15 protein-coding genes are annotated in these 19,833 nt (G+C 63.0%); 2 read left to right on the forward strand and 13 right to left on the reverse strand.

From position 1 onward, the window contains the following. The first annotated feature begins 457 nt into the window (after positions 1-457). Complete coding sequence (locus CXQ96_RS12555) at positions 458-1,111, forward strand: DUF3105 domain-containing protein (RefSeq protein WP_104118372.1); 654 nt, start codon at positions 458-460, stop codon at positions 1,109-1,111. 149 nt (positions 1,112-1,260) lie between these two features. On the opposite strand, the gene CXQ96_RS12560 is transcribed toward CXQ96_RS12555, so the two are convergent. The 3 genes from CXQ96_RS12560 to CXQ96_RS12570 are packed head-to-tail and all read right to left on the reverse strand — an operon-like array spanning position 1,261 to position 4,032. After that, positions 1,261-2,031, reverse strand: coding sequence for a hypothetical protein (locus tag CXQ96_RS12560; protein ID WP_104118373.1), 771 nt, complete (start codon positions 2,029-2,031; stop codon positions 1,261-1,263). Between the two features lie 4 nt (positions 2,032-2,035). Continuing rightward, positions 2,036-3,601 (reverse strand): relaxase/mobilization nuclease domain-containing protein, encoded by a 1,566-nt coding sequence (locus tag CXQ96_RS12565; protein WP_104118374.1) that lies wholly within the window; start codon positions 3,599-3,601, stop codon positions 2,036-2,038. After that, on the reverse strand, positions 3,598-4,032 hold the full coding sequence (locus tag CXQ96_RS12570) for a MobC family plasmid mobilization relaxosome protein (RefSeq protein ID WP_258059107.1): 435 nt from the start codon (positions 4,030-4,032) through the stop codon (positions 3,598-3,600). The genes CXQ96_RS12565 and CXQ96_RS12570 overlap by 4 nt, the downstream gene beginning before the upstream one ends. A gap of 462 nt (positions 4,033-4,494) precedes the next feature. On the opposite strand from CXQ96_RS12570, the gene CXQ96_RS12575 reads away from it, so the two are divergent. Further along, positions 4,495-4,797, forward strand: a complete 303-nt coding sequence (locus tag CXQ96_RS12575) for a hypothetical protein (RefSeq protein ID WP_104118375.1) — start codon at positions 4,495-4,497, stop codon at positions 4,795-4,797. Positions 4,798-4,884: 87 nt separating this feature from the next. Here CXQ96_RS12575 and CXQ96_RS12580 read toward each other — a convergent pair whose 3' ends face one another. The 10 genes from CXQ96_RS12580 to CXQ96_RS12630 form a co-directional block, all read right to left on the reverse strand. Continuing rightward, positions 4,885-9,888 (reverse strand): helicase-related protein, encoded by a 5,004-nt coding sequence (locus CXQ96_RS12580; protein WP_146070889.1) that lies wholly within the window; start codon positions 9,886-9,888, stop codon positions 4,885-4,887. A gap of 101 nt (positions 9,889-9,989) precedes the next feature. Further along, positions 9,990-10,394 (reverse strand): TnpV protein, encoded by a 405-nt coding sequence (locus CXQ96_RS18660; RefSeq protein WP_219816139.1) that lies wholly within the window; start codon positions 10,392-10,394, stop codon positions 9,990-9,992. Positions 10,395-10,579: 185 nt separating this feature from the next. Beyond that, positions 10,580-11,227 (reverse strand): recombinase family protein, encoded by a 648-nt coding sequence (locus CXQ96_RS12590; protein WP_219816140.1) that lies wholly within the window; start codon positions 11,225-11,227, stop codon positions 10,580-10,582. An 816-nt stretch (positions 11,228-12,043) separates the two neighbouring features. Continuing rightward, entirely contained in the window at positions 12,044-12,937 is an 894-nt protein-coding gene (locus tag CXQ96_RS12595) for a potassium channel family protein (protein WP_104118376.1), read from the reverse strand. A gap of 57 nt (positions 12,938-12,994) precedes the next feature. Continuing rightward, positions 12,995-14,320, reverse strand: coding sequence for an APC family permease (locus CXQ96_RS12600; protein ID WP_104118377.1), 1,326 nt, complete (start codon positions 14,318-14,320; stop codon positions 12,995-12,997). Between the two features lie 162 nt (positions 14,321-14,482). Beyond that, entirely contained in the window at positions 14,483-14,893 is a 411-nt protein-coding gene (locus CXQ96_RS12605; RefSeq protein WP_104118378.1) for a four-helix bundle copper-binding protein, read from the reverse strand. A gap of 583 nt (positions 14,894-15,476) precedes the next feature. Further along, positions 15,477-16,082 (reverse strand): DUF305 domain-containing protein, encoded by a 606-nt coding sequence (locus CXQ96_RS12610; protein WP_104118379.1) that lies wholly within the window; start codon positions 16,080-16,082, stop codon positions 15,477-15,479. 83 nt (positions 16,083-16,165) lie between these two features. Continuing rightward, a complete protein-coding gene (locus tag CXQ96_RS12615) occupies positions 16,166-16,573 on the reverse strand; it encodes a four-helix bundle copper-binding protein (RefSeq protein WP_104118380.1) in 408 nt (135 codons plus the stop codon). Positions 16,574-17,196: 623 nt separating this feature from the next. Beyond that, entirely contained in the window at positions 17,197-18,174 is a 978-nt protein-coding gene (locus CXQ96_RS12625) for an ABC transporter substrate-binding protein (protein WP_104118381.1), read from the reverse strand. Between the two features lie 216 nt (positions 18,175-18,390). After that, positions 18,391-19,809 (reverse strand): NADH-quinone oxidoreductase subunit N, encoded by a 1,419-nt coding sequence (locus tag CXQ96_RS12630; protein WP_104118382.1) that lies wholly within the window; start codon positions 19,807-19,809, stop codon positions 18,391-18,393. Positions 19,810-19,833: the final 24 nt, after the last annotated feature.

The following is a 19,833-nucleotide window of genomic DNA, read 5'->3' on the forward strand; positions in this document are numbered from 1 at the left end:
CCGGCAGCGACGTCGTCCATCGAGGCAGCTGCAATGCGGGCCAGGGCGGCGACGTCGTCCAAAAGCGCGACGAGACCGCCGCTCACAGTGCGTCCCCGCACTGCCCGAGGGCGCACTGCTGGGAGTAGATGCCATACATGAGGCGGGTGATCGGCATATACGGAGTATATGGCGGCTGGCAGCCCTCCATGGGGGAAGCCTGTGGTTGCCGAGACGCAATCCTCCGCTGCGTCTCGGCAATCAAGTCTCGGCATAGAAGTGAGCGGCGAAACTCATCTTCCGTGATGGATGTATGGCGGGTGTGAAAGGGCCGCACGGGGGTAGTCGAGTGATACATCCCCTGCGATTTTGACCGCCGTTTCACGGGTTGGATAAGCCCACCGGTACATTGGTTCAAGGCATACGGTTCAAGCTGCGGCCAGCGCCCGCAACGATTGACATACCGAAGGGCATTTTGTTGAACAAGAAACGGTCTCAGGAGAATCAGGACCGCCAGGCGCGGCTGGCCGCTATCCAAGCCCAGCAGCGTGCCAGTCAACGCAAGCGTAACGCTCTGATCTTCGGCGGCATCGGCGCGGTCATCTTGGCGATCATCATCGCGGTGACCCTCGTGATCGTGAACCAGGTCCAGGTGAACCGTGACCGGGAGGCAGCGGCCTCACAGCCCATCGAAGGCATCGAAGAATACCCCGACGTCACGTTCGACCACGTCGAGGGCGCGGTCCAGTACGAGCAGTCGCCCCCCGTGGGTGGGGACCATGCTCCGGTCTGGACCAACTGCGGCGTCTACACCGAGCCTGTCCCCGACGAGAACTCAGTCCACTCCATGGAGCACGGCGCCGTGTGGCTCATGTACAACCCGGACATTGGACAGGAAGAAATCGATCAACTGACCAGCCTCGTAGGAACGCGGTCCCACGTGCTGCTCAGCCCCGACCCCGACCTCGACACCCCAATCGCCGCCAGCGCATGGGGCCTGCAATTGAAGGTCGACTCCGCAGACGACGCGCGGCTCGGCACCTTCCTCGACAAATACATCCAGGGCGAGCAGACCCGCGAGCCCGGTGCAACCTGCTCCGGCGGCATCACGCCAGCGGGGCAGGCTTCCTAAAGCTCATCTGTTGCGTTTGGAGACCTTCGCACTACCACCTACCGACCGCTGACGAGCCCTAGCCCTTAGCCTCACTGGCACACCGGCTCAGACAAGCGACGACATTCTCCACATGAGACGCGGTTGGACAGCCTTTGTCCAGGGACGCCCTATCCGGATCCCTTGCCGAAGCCTTTCTCTCGGGCTGGCTTGTGGAGCGTCTTTGGTCGTCCTTGAAAGGGTCGCTTGGTGGTAGTGACCGATGCGGACGGTGGGGTGCCGTTGCTGAGGTCTGTGGCGAGGAATGCTTCGACTCCTTCGCGTGCGGCGGGGTCGTTCCCGAACTGGGTCATCAGTGTGTCGGCCAGGGCTGCGCGGCGGTCACCGGAGTCCCACAGCTCCTCCGCGTTCGCGGCCGCGTTCTGGGTATCAACATCGTTCCGGAGGTCCCCGCGGGCGACCTCGCCTGATTGCTGCTCGGCGACCACGTAGTCGCGTTGAGCGTCCTCTTTCTCCGATGCCTGCTCCAGCTCGACGTCGTTTTCCTGGCCGGCCTTCTGCACCTCGAGGTACTCCTCGGGGGTCAGTTTGTACCTGGTCTGGATCTCGTCGTGCATGTGCTCGAGGGAGGCCAGAGCCATGGTGTCGAGCTTCTCCCACTGCTGCGCCATGGCGTAGTGCGAGGCGATGTCCTCGGGGCGTGCTGATTCCCAGAATTGCGGCTGGTGAACAGCCGCCAGCTGGGTGCGCATGACTGCTCTCTCAGCTTCGAATCGTTCCTCGAGTTGTCGGCGCTGCGCGTCCTCGGCGCGCTGCATTTGCTCGTTCCGTTCGGCGCGCTGGCGTGCCAGCATCTCTCCAAGTCGGCCGGCTACAGCCAGTGCGGACTGCAGCTGAGGCCGGAACAGTCCTTCGGCTCCATCGGGTGCGTCGTGATTCATTCTTCTATCTCCCCATCTCTTGGTCATTACCCCTGTCATGCCCTTGGTGCTGCTTCGCTCGAGGCGGCACCATGATCGTCGGCTGCGCTTCGGTCAGTGGACGGACGGCCTTCGGCGTCATTCCTTCAGGTGCCGGCAGCTGGGGCTCTGGTACCTCGGGCAGGGGTGCTGCGACGATGGCGAGCTGTTGGCGCACGCTGTCGGTCAGCACCCGGGCTTCACGGAGGTCGTTGTTGCTGCGCTGCATGTCCCGCAGGAGGCGAATGGTACGCACGACCTGCTGCATGATGAGGGCCTGCGCGACCGGCGACGGTGCGGTCGCTGCGGCCATGAGGAACGCAGCTGTACCCGCCATTCTCAGAGGCGCCTGTACGGGTGTGCTGATCGTGACACCGGAATGGTGAGCGGAACGAGCGAGGGCCCGCGACGCCTGTGCAAGGGGTCCGGGTTCGGCTTCCGTGGCCTTCGACCAGGCGCCGAGGACGCCGGATGTTTCCCGGGCCACGTGTGCCCACGTCTGGTGATCATCAGGGGCGACTGAGGACATGACCCTGCGAGCCTTGGCCATGTCGAGCGAGAGCTTCCGAGCGGCTTCCTCGTCGATGGCACGACCGAACACGGTCGTCGCACGAGGACCGCGAAGCATGTCCGGGGCCCGCCCGTGAACGATGCGCTGGTGGCGCTTGGCAGCCCACCATTCCTCTGCTGCTTCCTGGGACGCTTCCGGAGTATCGGACCACTCCGTGCGCAACGCTGGAAGGGTGAGATCCTTTGCCAGCTTCCCGCCACCGAACCACACCGGGTCCATACCCTTGGGTGGTCGTTCCGCGACGGAGTACCCGGTGACGACAGAGCGGCCACCGTCAGCGAAGCGGGCGCTGACGAGCAGTTCCTGGCGTCGTAGCCGGCGCACGAACTCTGCCTCGGATTCGGAGGCGACAGCACTTGCCCTGACGACGCGCTCCATGCGGTGACGGGCCGGTTCGATGGTGTTCCCGATACGGCGGTCGGTCAGCTGTTCGGCGGGCTTCAGACCGCGCTCGGAGTGCTGTCCCAGCTCGATGAGTCCGAACTGCTTCTCGAGGTTCCGGGCGGCGGTTTGTGCCTTCGGGAAGTCCGACCAGTCGCTCCACTTCGTGCCGTCCTCACGGACGCGGGAAGCGACGATGTGGATGTGGTCGTTACCTGCGGTGCTCGTGCCGTGGTGCACGGCGACCCACTGGCAGGGTGCCTTGCCGTCATTACCGGTGAAGCCCATGTCGTCCATGAACTTCTCCGCCATGTCCGCCCACTCGCGGTCACTGACGGGACGCTCGTCGGCGCGCAGCGACAGAGAGCAGTGCCAGACGTGGCTGTCCATCTCGACGTCGTTGATGCGCTTGTTCAAGTCGATTTCATCCGCGACCAGGACCGCGGATTGGTCGTTGAGCTGGGCGTCATCGAACCACGACATGATGACCGGACTACCCGTCACGAGGTGCGGATCAGTGTGCTCGTTACTCTTACCCGGGCCGACCAGGTACTTCATCAGGCCGACAGTGCGAGAGCCTTTGGTGATGTTCGGGATCATGGCTTCAACTCGTACATCTTCGCTTCGATCTGGCGCATGAGTCGGCGTGCTTCCTGCACGGCTGCCAGGGCGTTGTCTTTGACCTCGCCAGTGGCATTCGCGTGGCGTGCCAGCTGGTTCACATTGTTCGCCGCCGTTCCCACCAAACGGCGAATCTCCAGCAGCGTCACGACTTCCTGCTTCTTCAGCGTCAAGACAGCCGGGTCACCAGAACCGAGCGCAGCATCGATAAGGATCGCGGACGGCGACAGACCTGTCTGAGCCTCCAGCTGCAGCAGCTGAGCCCGCTCCATCTCTGACATCGACACCCGCACGTACACGGTCTTACCCTCGATGCGCTTGCGCCGGGAAGACCACACGTGCCGCTTGCCGGCACTAGGAGGACGCGCAGCGGGCTCCTGCTCCTGGCTCTCGCTCCCCTGTTCAGACACTGCCAGCACTCCCCCGCTCTTGATCTTCGGCCCAGCGCAGCGCCCCTCTAACGGAGGCCCCACACCCAAGTGTGTCACCGCTCAGCCGCAGGCGCCAGCGGAATCAGTGGTTATGGCACATAACCCCATAGCTTGCTCCGTCAGGGGCTCCGCCTGCTCCTTCGAGCGGTTTCGGAGGGCTCGGGGTGTTGACGTTGCTGAGGGCGCTCCGCGCCTGTCACCTTTTTGAACGGCTGCGCCGTTCCGTTTCGGCTGGTCATCATACTGTCCACCCTTCTCTTGGCAAGGCTCCGAGGACGGCTTTCGCGGCATATCCTCGCTTCGCTGCGGTATTCCACGGTCCGACCTCTCCACCTTGCCAATTCACTTCGCGTCCAAGTGGTCAAGGGCGTGCCGAAAGGAACGGTGATGAGGCAAGAGCTGGACTACTGACTGTCAGGCAGAGCCGTTAAAGTTCAGCACATGACGATCAATGTGGAAGACATCGAGAACCAGGCACGTCAGCTTCTCAATTCTCGCGTTGCTGCTGTGCGTGAACTCGTGAAAGCACGGCAGCGTGTGACCGAGTTGCAAACCCAGCTCGCTGAAGCCGAACGTGAGGACAAGAAGGCGTACGTGCGTGCGACCAAAGACGGATGGAGCGAGGACGAACTGAAGAAGCTTGGCCTCGACAACGGTGCAGCCGCCAAGCGGCGCGCACGGCGGACTACTACACCCGAACCAGCAGGCAGCTCCCCAGCGCCGGCAGATTCCCTCAGTAACTAGAACACCCTGTCGTTAACGGACAAGGGGGTGGCTCACCGCGCCGGTGAGCCACCCCCTTCACCTTGTGTGGAGAGTTGATGTGGAAGGTCAGTTACCGATACCGTTCTTCCGATCCTTCTCAACGCCTGGGCGGTGATTAGATGGTGATGCTTTCGCCGCTCCGCCAGCAGTTCCGCCGGGCGTCGGCGGAGTTGGGAAGCTCGAGCGTGTAGCTCGTTTCAAGGCTTCCAAGTCAGGGGCCAACGTCGTCTGTGCCGGATCTTCTCCGCGCATCTCCCGGCCGATCCTTTCAACGTCCCACTTGGCTGCTTCCAGCGCCTTACTGTGTTTGAACGGTTCCCGCAGCGCAGTGGCAGCATCACGGTACTCCTGGCGCGCTTCCTCGATCTTGTTCTGCAGGGCCGTTACCTCCTCGGGCAGTCTGCGCACCTGGTTCTCCAAGCGCTGAATCACTCCCACGGTAGGGAACAATGCATCGGTGCGTTTGAGTTCCACTGCCACGCCGGGCGCGCCCTCGACCTGCAGTTCCACCTTGGACGCTCCGATGTCGAGCATGTTCGCATGCTTCTGCACATACCGGATGTCATGGCCGGCGATATTCGCGATGATGCCAAGGTCTCTGGAACCTTGGATCGGCGGACGCCCTGCGGCGTTGGCGCTTGTCCATTGCCGCAGCGCTTCCACGGCGTCCGGGCGCTTGTCAACGGTCTTCCCGTTGATGGTCATACGGAACGCATCCCCTGTCGTGTCCAGGGTTGTACGATCAGCCGCCGCGCGTAGTGCCGGGAGCATCGCAACCATCGCCTCCCCCCTCGTTTGGGCACTGCTCTTACGGTGAGTAAGTGCTGCCCGGTTACGGTTCCACCCTGTTTCGAGACGGGTCAGCCGCGACAGTTCCTGATCGGCTTTGGACTTCTCCAGGATCAACGGATTGCCGCTGGAAATGGCTTTGACCTCCGCAAAGGACAGGGTGTTATCACCGACGTCCTCAATCTCCCGCACGTCAAGGCGGCCGCGCATGATCTGGTCGATGAACTTGCTCTTGCGCTCCAGCGTCTGCCACATGAAAGTATCGAACGATCCCTTGGTCACCACCTGCGAGATGGCAACCTCGGGGTTCTGATTGCCTTGCCGGATGATGCGGCCGTGGCGTTGGGAGACGTCGGCCGGCCGCCATGGTGCGTCGAGGTCAACCAGGTGCACGGCGCGGGCCTGCATGTTCGTACCCGTACCCATCTTCTGTGTTGATCCGATGAGCACGGCGACGTCACCGGTCCGGCATGCCTCGAAGAGCCGGCCTTTCTCGGCGTCGTTCTTCGCCTCGTGCGCGAAGCGCACCTTGTGCTCGGGTACGCCTCGCTGTACGAGGTCCTCGCGCAGCTGCCCGTACACGTTCCACTTGTCCGAGGGAGTGCCGAGGTCGCAGAACACGATCTGCAGGGCGCCCGGCGTCGGATGTGTATCTTTCGTCTCCGGGTCGATGTAGACGCGGTCCTTGGTCTCCTCGTACACCTTGGCTACGAGGTCCGCTGTCGCACTGATCTTCGTGGCTCCGACGAGGGCGTCCAGCTCCGGGTCGACCAGGCGCATGTCGAGAGCGGCTTTGCGTCCGTCGCTGGAAATCTTCAGCATGTTGTCCTCGGTCGGATCGACCAGACGTGCCTGGATCTTCTCGGCGCGGTCTGCGATGTCCGCGATGTACGCCTCGAGCTCGATGGACGGCTCGACCGTGACCATGCGCGGTGAGCGCCTGCCGTCCTCGCGTTCCTCGATGTCGGGCACGGGTAGCTGCAGGTCCTCGGCGGTCTTCACATCCGCGAAGGTGTGGAACATCTTCAGCAGCTCGGGCACGTTCTGGAACTTCGAGAACCGTTCCTTCATCTTGAAGCTGTCACCGCCGGCGACGGTCATCTCCATCTCGGTCACGACCTGGCCGAAGGTCGCAGCCCAAGTGTCGAAGTCGTTGATGCCGGCCTTCTCCAACAGATCAGGGCGCAGGTATCGCTGCATCACGTACATCTCGGTGACACTGTTGGCGATCGGCGTCGCTGTAGCGCCGGTGATCACCCGGTCACCGTGCACGCTGCGCAGGTACTCGACCTTCGCATGGAGGTCTGATGCACGCTTGGACCCATCGATTGCCGCGTCTTGAATGTTCGAGGCGGTCGAGAGGTTCTTGAAGTCGTGCAGCTCGTCCACGACCAGATAGTCGATGCCTGTCTGCTCGAAGGTGATGCCCGGGTCGGCGGGGGTCTCGCGGAGCCGTTTGATCTTCTCCTCATCAGCCTGCAGGCGCGACTCCAGCTTCTTCACGCTCATCGCCTTGTTACCGCTTGCGAGGGCCCGCTCCTTCGCGGCCAGGATTTCCTGGCGCTTCCGGTCCACCTCACGGGTGAGGTATTCGGACTCGGACTCGGCGGAGAGCGGGATGCGCTCGAACGCGGTGCGGGTCATGATGACGGCGTCCCAGTCGTTCGCGGCCGCGCGCGCGACGAACTGTCGGCGCTTGTCGCCGGCGAGGTCGGCGGACGACGCAGCGAGGATCTGCGCCTGGGGGTAGATCTGCAGCCATTCGCGGGCGAACTGGTCGAGCATGTGATTCGGTACGACAATCGCGGGTTTGCGCGCCATACCCAGTCGCCGCAGCTCCATCGAACCCATGACCATCTCAGCGGTCTTACCCGCCCCGACCTCGTGGAAGAGTCCCACCGACGGCTCGGAAATCATGCGCGCCACAGCGGCACGCTGGTGGGGTTTGGGCGCCCAGTCCTTCTTGAGCCCGGGCAGGGTGAGACGTTCACCTTCGACGGTGTAGTCGCGCAGCACAAGCGAGTTGAACCTACGGTTGTATTCGTCGGTGAGGGCGATGGCGCGGTCTGCGTCCTCCCACACCCACTCCCCGAAACGGTCCTGCATCAGCTGGGCCTTCTCCTGGGCCGATGCCGTCTCGACAGGGTTGAGAATGCGCCGCTGGCTCTCGGGATCAGGGTCCGGGTCAGTGACCTGCACACGCTTCTGCTCGAGCAGGCACTTGAATATCTCGCCCGCCGGCATCCGCTCGGTCCCCCAGTCGTTGCGGGCCAGGAAGCTGTGCCTGTTCGCCTGGACATCCCAGTTCGCGCCGGTCACCCTGTCCACGCGTGCCCGCGGGTCGCGGGTAATGTGCTGCAGGAACTCCTGATGGACGTCGGCCGAGATCCAGATGGAGCCGATGCGGGCTTCGATTTCATCCGCACCCAGCGGCAGCGGCATGGCCGCTTTCAGGTCCTCGACGTTGCGCTGGAACCGCTCGTCCTCGGCCGCAGCGACGGTAGCGACGTCGAGCTTCTCCCGGATGTTGCCGCTGAGATACTCGGCACGGGTTTCCATGACGCCGGGTTCACCGGGGATGTCATAGACCAGCTCCCCCAGTGCGTCCCTGGCCGCTGCTGGGTCGACGCCGAGCAGGTTGGCTATCTCGGTGAGGTCGACGTCGCCTCGGGCGTCCAGAGTGACCGCAAGGGCTTCAGCCGGGGTGTCGACGCCTCGGATGGGTTGGCGCGGCTGGACCTGGCGTTCGCTCTGCAACGCTGCCGGAGTCGCCTTCTGGCTGGCCTCATTGAACCGCTCCAGAGCAGGGACAATCGGCCCGAAGGGGTCGCTGCGCAGCAGCGCCACTGCCTTCGGCGTCACCCTAGCCATGATGTCCTCGCCGGCGTCATTGACCTTGCCGGTACGACGTTCGGTGAAGCGGTTGATCGGGCCGAAGGAATCCACGTAGGTGCGGTAGGAATCGCGCAGGTTGGCGCGTTCGGTGGCGAGCTCCGGGGTGTCCTCCACGTTGCTCGCCTCGAGCGTGAGCACGGAGCGGGCGAGGTCGCGGAGTTGGAGCAGGGACCGCAGTTCCCGTGCCTGGGTCGCGGGGACCTTCAACGGGGCGATTGATCCGTCGATGTCGACCTGTCGGAAGGTCCCGTCCGGTTCGGACATGATGTGTCCGGCCTGGAGCTGCTTGCCTGCAGGGACGATGGCTACGGATTCGATGACCTGCCCGGCCTGACGCTCTGCCACTCCCCTGCCGGCACCGACGGCGGTGAGGGCGAGGTCCTGCAACTGGTTGTGCAGCAGCTCCGGTACGGAGCGCAGGTCCTCGTTGCGCACGGTGAGCGTCGCTGCCCCGTACATGCCGTTACCCACCACGGGCTCACCCAGCACCCGCTGCGGGTTCTCAATGAAGTAGGCATTCATCCGGGCCACGTCCTGGCTCGCATCGAGCACCACATCCTGCGCAGCATCCTGGCTGTCACCTACGGAAAGGACGCGCGACTCCAGCCACTGCGGGCTGAGCGGTTCCTCGCCTGGGAGTCGTTTGCGAAAGATCAGGACGTCGGTGAGGGCGTCGGTTCCGGCGGCGCGACGGTGTGCGCCGGTCGGCAGGCGGACTGCGCCGAGCAGGTCGGCTGTCTCGTAGATTTCACGGCGAGCTGCCGGGTTCTGGGCGTCCATGGTGAACGCGGACGAGATGACGCCGACGACTCCACCGGGTCGGGTGAGGTCCAGGGACTTGATGATGAAGTGGTTGTGCATCGAGTGGTTGCCCGCGTTGTGTCGCGGGTCGTGCAGCCTGGTCTTGGCGAACGGGACGTTACCGACAGCAGCGTCGAAGTAGCCAGTCGGCAGGCGGGTGTCAGCGAAGGACTCGGCGCGGATGTCGGCGTCCGGGTAGAGGGCCTGGGAGATGCCTGCGGTGATCGGGTCCAGCTCCACACCGGTCATGGTCACGGTCTCGGGTGCGAGTCCGATGAAGGTTCCGGCGCCTGATCCCGGTTCCAGGACGCGACCACCGTCGAAGCCCAGCTTGTTGAGGGTTTGCCAGAGTTCCGTGGCGAGGGCGGGGTCGGTGTAGTGGGCGTTGATGACGGTCCGGTTCGCGGCCCGGTACTCGTCCTCGCTCAGCAGCTCGCGCAGCTCGGCGCGGTCAGCCTCGTACTCGCTCCGGGTTTCATCGAACACCTCGGCCACACCTGCGGCGCCCCAGCTCCCCCACCGGGCCAGCACAGTGCGCTCCTGCGCGGTGGCTGCCCGGTCCTGGTCCTGCAGCTCGCGCAGCATACGCAGTGCAGCGACATTGGCCTGGAAGCGTGCACGGGCTCCGGATGGGGCTAGGTCATCCTGCCGCGCAGGAATGAAGCGACCCTCCGGTGTGGCTGGTACTAGGGGCGCTGGCTGTTCCGGTCCATCTCCTCGGCCCTCAGCGTCTCCAAGTCCTCCTGATACCCGTGGTTGAACGACTGCAGTATCTCGTGCATCAGCCTGGTCGACTCCGGCAGGTCCTCGTCCGAGTCGTCGCCCTCCATCTCCATCGTTTCCGGCGTCAACATCTCCGCCCTCACGATTTCCTCGGCCTGCATCCTCGAGGCGTTCAGCCGTCCCACCTTCTGCAGGTACGTCTCGCCCTCCGGGTCCGGTCCCGCGATCTGGTACTGCAGCTCCCCCACCTGATTCATCGCTTCCTCGCCCAGCTTCCGGAACCACTCGTCCGGGTCCGGGATCAGGGCGTACTGCGACGGGGCTGTCATCTTCCAGGTCTCCTGCGCGAATTTGCCGTACTTGTTCATCGAGAACCTCCTCTGGTGGTGCGAAAAGAAATGCGTCTAGGTCGAATGCTTCTTGTCCATCAATCTGGTTGCGCTTGCGCGATCGTGCCATCTTCGGGCCCCCTGGTGCCGGTGGGAATACTGCTCCCAACCGTATCTAGCGCCCGACGCGGCTCGACGGAAACGTCACTCTGGTGCGCTATGACTCATTTGAGGCCACTCCGACTCTCTCTGTAGGCCGCGCCCGCGAGACCATCGGTGCGTAGGGCTCGAATAATCGTGGAGCGGTGGACCTTGAACTGCTTTGCGATCGCTTCGACCGTCAGCTTCTCCTCGTTTCTCAGCCTCCGTGCTTCGACGACGTCGTGCGGCTGCAGCCGCGGTGGCCGGCCACCTTTCCCCGTTGCGACCGCGAGGCCGGCCTTCGTCCGTTCCCGGATCAGCTCGCGCTCCATCTCGGCAACACTGGCGATGATGTTGAACATCAGCCGACCTGAAGCGGTCGTGGTGTCGATCCCCTCGGTCAGGGACCGGAACATGACGCCCCGCTCGTGAAGCGAATCGAGAAGTTCGACGAGCCCTCGCACCGTCCGACCCAATCGGTCCAATTTGGTCACGACGAGTGTGTTCCCCGGCTGCAGAGCCCTCAGGCATGCATCCAGCTCCGGCCGGGACATCGTCGCCCCGGACTTCCCGTGATCGGCGTAAACGTCATAGCAACCGGCGTCGACCAGCTGCCGACGCTGCGCCTCGAGGTTCTGGTCGATCGTGGACACGCGGGCGTATCCCAACATCACCCCATCAGGCACCAGTCGAGGTTCATCGACGCCCTTGAGGCGTTCCGGTCGCTCCATACAGTCCTCCCCCAGTTCCGAAGGTGGCAGAAACCGTCAGCGTCCGCCTCACCCCCGCGATACGACCATACACGTTTCGCACTTGGTTTGAGATATAAAAATCGGGCACCTTCCGGCATCCTCAGGCGGATCAAAACTTTCTGGCTCTTAAACGGTCGAGGCTAACCGGGTAGGCGTTGAAAGGTTGGTGCGCCTCTTGCCCACATGTGCACGGCACAAGCTCCCTACACTCCGCTGCTTGTCCCACACACACCTGGACAGCAGGAACCAAGGCCCGCCTGCACACACCCACCTGCGTCACCGACACCGGTCACTTACCTCGATCGAGCGGTGGCCGTGCACAGCCTCCTACCGGCGTGGTCGCGAACAGCATGAGCTGGTTCGACTTAGGGCTAATAGGACTAATAGTGGCAATAGGGATAACGCACCGAGGTCCGTGGTGTTGGTCATCCACTTGTGGGCGGGTGGAGCCCGAAGGGTGGAGCTCAAGGCCGTCCACCTGTGGGTGAGCTACGGGTTCGTTTGAGCCTACGATTCACATCGGTGCACCCTAGACACCAATGGGCACTCTCGCTCCTACCTCGCTGACAAGGAAGCTGACACTGGTACGGCCGCACTCTGCCCCGGTACCTGCAGGTTTGTGCAGGCGAGCCCGAGACACCGGAAGGACGCGGACTCCCGTGCAGGCGACCGCGGGAAGCGACAGCGGCATGTTGGCCGAAAACGATAGTTTTTGGCCAGTGCCTCTTGATGTACTTGGATTCTGTTGGTCGAAGCAACACCCAATTGAGGGGTTTCTTCGAGCGGATCTTCCCCTTACCTGTTGGAGGGGTCTTGCGGCTGGTAGTCGTACTTGTGGTCTGACGCGTACGACTGGAACGTGTCGTCGGTTGTTGATCCTTTGATTCCCAGGGAATTGCTCATGAGGGTGCTGAGGTCCTGAAGGGAGTGGTGCAGTGCCAGACCTGATGCCCGCACCTCCGGATCAGCCAGGTCCTTGGCGAGTTCGCTGAGTGCTACCGCGTAGGAGAGGGACGTGGCCAGCGACGCTGCGGCCGTTGATTCACGGAAGTAATACGACTCGCTGGTTTGTGTGAGGTCTACCCTGGTTTGGATGATGCCGTCGGTGATGCTGTCGAGGACGCGGCTGGTCGTCTCGGGTGTGAACTCAGACAGGTGTTGCAGGTACAGCCCATCCCGGAGGACGGTGAGGCGAAGCGCGAGGGCCCGACGACGGGCGAGGGCCGGGTAGAGCTGCAAAAACCATGACACCGCGGCCGTGAGCAGGGCAAAACCGATCAGTGCTTCGGCAGGGGATAGCGCCCTGATCCAGGGGTCGGTGGCGATGACGTCTCCGAAGCCGAGGGTCGACAGTGTGACAGTGGAGATATAGAGCGCTTCGATGAAGTCGGGGTATCGGGAAGGGTTGATGCCGTCGGCGTACGTGAAACCCTGCGGAACGTGGGGGTAATACACCAGTGCCCACCCGAGGACCTGCAGAGCCGCCCACAGCAGAATCACTGCCACGATACCGAAGGGCCCGGCCAGGGATACTGCTTTCAGTCCTAGCGGCTTGGAGATTCTCCAGGTGCTGTTCATGGCGGCTTTGGTTAGCCCTCCCTGGCCGCTGGGATGGAGCAGGGTGTGGAAGACATCCCTGAGCCCGACTCCGATAATGATGAATCCCAGCACGGTGAATATCCATGTCATATCAAAATCCTTCCATTGGAACTGATGACCGCCTCACAACGGGCTTGTTTCCTGACCTCACGTGGTGGTGTCCGTTGAAGCCCGGTCGTGATGGCGCACTATCGCCCATTGGGTGACGATGATGACGATGGCGACCACGGCGGTGATGACCAGGGTGGTCGGGTCCGATTGTGCTTTGAGGAGCAGGAAGGGAACCAGGACTGCACCGTCGAGTACGATCGCGGCACCTGGGACCCAGGCGTTGGCGCCAGTCTCGTTCCGGAGGTGACGGATGATGCCCCAGTGGATGGCGATGTCCATGGTGAGGTAAAGAATCGCGCCGAGGGAAGCGATCTGCGAGAGGTCGAAGAAGGCGGCCATGATGATCGCGAGCCCGGCTGTGATGAACAGTGACTGGTGTGTCACGTGTCCTGGCAGTCCTGGCGCCTGGCCCATCTCGCGGAGCATGTCGTAGAGCTTGGAAACAGAGAACAGGCTGGCAACAAGTCCGGAGAGTGTTGCGATGACGGCGATGATGACGGTGAGCATCACACCGAATGAGCCGAAGGCAGGTTCAGCTGCTTCGGCGAGAGCGTAGTCCCTGGCCTCCACGATCTGGGGGACGGTGAGACTTCCGGTGACGGCTACCGTGATCAGGAGATAGAGCACCGTGCATAGGCCGATGGAGATCATGATGGAGCGGCCGATGTTGCGCTCAGGACGGCGGAGGTCACCACCCTGGTTCGTGATGGTGGTGAAGCCCTTGTAGGCGAGGATGCAGAGGGTTACCCCGGCCAGGAATCCGAGAAGACCAGACTCGGGTGGAGTTCGCTGCGCCGTCGAGAACAACCGACCCAACGAGGAAACACCAGCGGCAAGGATCCCACCAACAGCAAGAACGGCTATGCCGATGATTTTCAGGGCAGCGGTGATGGTCGCTGAACGTTCCACCCACTGGTTACCGACCAGATTCACCAGCGCTGCGGCGGCTATGGCAAGCACGGCCAGAATGGGTACCCAGAGCGCCGAGGACTGCATCCCGAAAGCTCTGAGAAGGTATGTGCCGAAGGTTCGCCCGAGCAGGCTTTCGGCCATGATCATCGACACATACATGAACAGGGAAAGCGAGCCGGCGGCGACGCCGGGACCGTATGCGGCTTTAAGGAGCATCGCGATACCACCGGACGACGGGTTCGTCGCGGAATAGCGCACATAGGAATACGAACTGAAACCGACGACGACGGCACCAGCCAGGAATGCCCAGGGAACCCAGCCGCCGGCGAGCTCGGCGACCTGTCCGACCAAGGCGAAGATCCCGGCTCCGATCATGACTCCCGTGCCGAGGGCCACCGATCCGACCAATGACAGCTTCTGATCTTCTTTCGACGTATCTTCTTTTTTCATGCCAGTCTCCCTCGTGGGTCCGTCCCCGTGGCAGTCCCGGACCCCACACGATGTGAGGCCCGGGACTGCATCAGGCGCCATTCGGTCAATCGAGGATTAACCGAATGGCTGGTAGCTGCTCTTCACTGCGTTCTGGCAGGTGGGAGTGCCAGAACGTGGGTGCTAGCCGAGGACGGACAACAGTTCCTCGCAGGCTTTTTCGCATCGGCGGCACGCTTCGGCGCAGATACGGCAGTGCTCGTGCATCTCGGCGTGCTGTTCACATTCATCCGCGCAGGCCTTGCACGCGGTACGGCAGGCCTCCACGATGCTGCGGGTGATGTTCGCGTCATACCCGGTGTGGCGAGACAGAACGTTGCCCGTGGTCGAGCAGATATCAGCGCAGTCCAGATTGGTTCGAATGCACTTGGTGAGTTCGGCGACCATGTCCTCACTGAGGCAGGCATCGGCACAGGCGGTGCAGGTCTGGGCACACTCGAAGCAGGCTTGGATGCACTCTGCGAGTTTGGCCCGGTCCACTCCCCCCAAATCCTTGGGGTAGGTGTCGAGCATGGACGTCACGTGGTGTGTCATAGGTCTTCTCCTTGTTCAGGGTGTGGCAACAAGAGTGTTCGGGGCACAAGAGTCGGCCACAGGGGGTGCGCTTCGTTCTCTTGTCCGGGCTCGCCAATAACCGCACATGGGCGGCGTGAAGCCGCGGTAGGGTCTGTGTTCCTGTCGTGAGGTGCCGGTCGGGCGGGCTTATGTCCGACTGATCGATAGGGCAGTCAGCGACGGGGCGAGGTGGTCGCGTCTCTCCTGCCAGGCATGAGATACCCAAGGAGGCAATGAACCGGTATGCGACGAAAACGATGCGACCGCCAGAGCGGAGCCGACTCCCTGCTCACTCAGCACCGCCCCTTGCGGAGACATAACGCCCTGCGAAGCTTTCGGGCTCCCAGGCTCATCGGTTGAAGGTAAGTTCCGGTCCTATGCCCTGGACCACGGGTACGACTACGAGCCGTGATGAAAGCGGTGATGGGTTCCGGCCTGAAAGCAGGGCAATCCGCGGCTCCGCCTGCGGAAGCACGGACTGCCCTGCTGCATAGCCTTTGACAACGGTGCTGCCCCTGATGCTTGTCGTCCAAAAAGTGCGTAGCGGCAGGAGCAACCCGGCTCAGAAGGTTTCGGTAGACCGGCCGCCCTGGCGGTCATACCACTGCTCGAGCCAGGCTTGCATCTGGCCGATTTCGTCCAACTGTGTTTGGCGAATGGTCTGGCAGAGGCCGAGAAGCTCACTGTGTTCCGCGTTCTCCAGGCAGGTTCCGCTCTCGCGGACCGCCGCCCAGTGGTGACGGATCATCGACTGCATGAATCGAATCTCGTACTGAGCCCCGGTGAAGTTCTCCATGCGCTGCATGGACTGCATCTGGCCCGTACTCAGTTGCGGTTCGTAGGAGATGCCGTACCACTGTTGGAGCCAGGACTGCATGTCGTTGATCTGGGCGGACTGAGACTCGATAATGGATTGGCACAAGGCAGCCAGCTCAGGGTGGACAGCCTTATCAAGGCAGGTCTGCGCCATCATCACGGCCATCGTGTGGTGGTCAATCATGTTCTTGAGGAAGTCAACTTCGTAACTGGCGGCCTGTTCGCTTTGGGCAGGAGCGTCTGCCAAAGCCGGAGTGGCCGTCGCTACGCCAACCCCGGTGACTGCCGACAAGGCCAGGACGACCGAGGCTACTGCCGCGGGGACGGTTTTCTTTGGTGTGGTGTTGAACATGCGAATCTACTTCCTTATCTGTTCGCTGACGTGTGAAGATCCCGGACTTATCTGTTCGCTGATGTATGAAGATCCCGGAACGTTCAGTTCAGGGAAGAGATGAGCTCCTGGCACGCCTTTTCGCAACGGCGGCACGCTTCGGCGCAGATCCGGCAGTGCTCGTGCATGCCAGCGTGCTGCTCGCACTCGTCGGCGCATGCCTTGCAGGCGGCTGCACAGGCTTCCAGTACCGCTTTGGTGACGTTGGCGTCGTAACCGGTGTGGCGGGAAAGGATGCTACCTGTGGTGGCGCAGATGTCGGCGCAGTCCAGGTTGGTGCGGATGCACTTGGTGAGCTCGGCGACCATGTCCTCACTCAGGCAAGCGTCTGCACAGGCGGTACAGGTCTGCGCGCATTCAAAACACGCGGCGATGCACTCCGCGAGCTTCTCGCGGTCGACACCGCCCAGGTCCTTCGGGTACGTCTCAAGCATTGAAGTGATGTGAGTCATTTTCTTGCTCCTTCTCCGATGGTTGATCCTGCCGTTCAGAACGGAAGCTGGCCGGCGGAACCCGCGCGGCCCTCCTCCTTCACGCTAACTTCTGGTATCCGATGAGTCCAACCCTGCGGAAGCACCCGGGTCAGGTTCACAGAAGCCTTGAATTTATACCCCTCTAGGGTATAAATTTCCGCACGCTCCCCTCAGGAGAACCGAAGCGCTGAGGCAGCGAGCGGTGAAGCAGGTTTTAAGGATGACTTCGCCGTGACGGGCTTGACGTGCGGGTCCTGCGCGTCCCGTGTCTCTGCCGCTGTTGGTGCCCTTCTGCCGCTGTTGGTGCCCTGGAGGGCGTCGAGGGAGTTCAGGTTGGTCTCGTCGCTGGCGGAACCTCCACTCTGAGCATCAACAGCAGCACGCCCTTGAGGGAAACCGATGTCGAGGCCGCCGTGGAGCAGGCCGGCTACCGGGTCCGTTCCTAGTTACGGCCCCGTAAGTGGTGGCTAACCCCGGTAGTCGGCGCACCTCCGACTGCTTGTAGGTGGCCGTTGGATCAGGATGCCGTAGCGGGGGCCCGGTGCGTGGCATAGCAATGCCGGACACCGGTCCCCTGTGTGGTGGATCAGGTATCGCAGGACTCAGCCCGCGAGTCCCTTCTCGGTGAGCCAGTCGGCTGCCGCGTCCGCCGGGTTCCGCTTCTCGTCTCCGCTGACCTCGCGGTTCAGCGACAGGAGGTCCTCGGTGGTCAGCTGGGCGGACACCTCGTTGAGGACGTTCTGCGCTTCCTCGCTGACGGTCTCCGTGTTGATGAGCGGCAGGACCTGCTGGGCGATGAAGTTGTTTTCCGGGTCCTCCAGGACAACGAGGTCGTTGTCCTGGATCGATGGCGTCGTCGTGTAGATGTCGGCGGCCTGCACGTCGTCGTTCAGCAGTGCCTGCAGGGTGACCTGCCCACCGCCGTCGTTGATGGCCTCGAAGCCGCCGGGCTCGCAGTTGTACTTCTCCTTGAGGCCGGGCAGGCCGTAGGCACGCTCCTGGAACGTGCTCGGGGCGCCGATGGTGATCTCTCCGCAGACCTCCGTGAGGTCCGCGATGGACTCCAGGCTGTACTTCTCCGCGGTCGCGGCCGTGACGACGAGTGCGTCCTTGTTCTCCGCGTCCGCGGGCTCGAGGACGCCGAGTTCCACGTCGGGTGACTTCGCGGCGAGGGCATCGGGCAGCGCCGCCACGATGTCCTCGGCGGATTCGGCGGTGGCGTCGGGATCAGCGAAGAGCAGCAGGTTGCCGCTGTAGTCCGGGATGATGTCGATCGAGCCGTCCTCGAGGGCGGTGTAGTAGATCTCGCGCGAGCCGATGTTGGGTTTGGTCGTGGCCTCGACGCCGGCCGCGGTGAGGGCCCCGGCGTAGATCTCGGCGATGATCTGGCTTTCGGGGAAATCAGCTGACCCGACGACGACGGAGCCGCCGGTGGTCGAGGACGCGGACGCGGTGTCCTCCGGTCCGCCCTGGGGGTCGCTGTTGGCCCCGCAGGCGGCCAGCGCCAGCGTGGCCGTGAGGCCGCCGGCCAGTCCCATCAAAGCGCGCCGTCCGGCGTGTTGTGCTGACAGGTTCTTCATGGTGTTCCTCCTTGTGTACTGGCGACGGCCTTCTGCCGGCCAGATCCTTGGGTCTTTCCCGGACCGGGGCTACCCAAACCTGTCACAGTCACCCGGTGAGGGGGGCGGATTTCGTAGGCCTTGGTATGTGGCGGTTGGGAGCTTGCTCGGAATGCAGCCAAAGGACTCTCTCTTGGCGTCCGTTCCCGTCGGCGCACCGGGGAGATCAGCGGGGTATCAGTGGGCGAGGGAACCCTCCAGCCATGGCCAGAAAAGACCGGCGAACAGCCCGAGGGTAAGGGCAACTGCGCCGGCAACCACGGCTGTGGAAGCTGCCCACCCTCGGGTGGAAGAGGCCTCATCGGAAGCTACGCGGGGTCTGGGGGCGGCGGGATCGCGCGCAAAGGCCGGGGCAATCCAGCGGAGATAGTAGAAGAGGCTGGCCACGGTGTTCAGGGCGGCCAGGACGACAAGCCAGGTCAGCCCTCCGTCCCATCCTGCTGTGAATGTGGTTAGTTTCCCCACGAATACGGCTGTAGGAGGGGTTCCGACCAGGCTCAGGAGACTGATCAGTAGCGCGCCGGCAAGCCAGGGCGCTGTGCGGATCAGGCCCCGGTAGTCTTCCACCTCGTGTCGCCCGGTGGCTGCGACAACGGCGAAAGCTCCCACATTTGATGCCGCGTAGGCGGCCAGGTAAAACAACAACGAGGGTAGTGCCAGGGCGCTCTGGCCGGCGACGGCAACCGGTATCAGAAGGTAGCCGGCCTGACTGACGGTCGACCAGCCAAGGAGCCGGCGTACGTCCGTCTGGAAGTAGGCCGCGAAGTTCCCGATAGTCATGCTCGCCGCAGACAGCAGTCCGATCAACAACGGCCAGTTCACGGTGTCCGGCATGGAACTCAGAAGCCGGTATGCTGCGATGAATGCTCCTACCTTGGGGACCGTGGTGAGGAACGTAGCGGCAGTGATTCCTGCTCCCTGGGCGGCGTCCGGTATCCAGAAGTGACCCGGCACAGCTCCGGCTTTGAAGGCCAATCCGGCCAGGACTCCGACCAGGCCGACGGCGATAGCCGCAGCAGGCGCCCCGGTGAGTTCGGTGCTCAACTCCTCGTAGGTGCTCCCGCCCGCCAACGCGTAGAGGACAGCGACTCCCAGCATCAGGGCGATACCGAAGAAAGCGCCGAGCAGGTAGGTTTTCAGGGCTGCTTCCGCCGCGTGCGGTGAGCGCCCCATTCCAATCAGGGCGTAGAGCGGAATGCTGGCCAGCAGGTACCCCACGGCGAGGACCAGCACGTCACTCGTTCCGGACATGACCATCGCCCCCAGCGCTGAGAGCAGCATCAGGGAGTAGGTTTCGCTCTCCCGCGATGTCCCCGTAAGTTCCCTACCGCCCAAGGAGATCACCAGAAGTGTCGCTACACAGATGATCGCCCGGGCAACACCGGTTGCCGTATCCACTGCGAACGTCCCGGTGAACACCGTTTCGGGTTCACCCAGTGTTCCCGCTACGGCGAACCCTGCCCCCACGGCCACCGCCAGGGCTGCAATCAGCCTGCTGATCCACTGCTTGTTCCGGGGTGAGAAGGAGCCAGCCAACAGGGCAGTGACAGCACCGGTGAGGACGACGATTTCCGGCGCGAGGACGGAAAAGTCCATGCCCATACTCATGCCGTCCACGGG

This window comes from Arthrobacter sp. B1805, from assembly GCF_002929745.1.
Classification (GTDB): Bacteria; Actinomycetota; Actinomycetes; order Actinomycetales; family Micrococcaceae; genus Arthrobacter_D.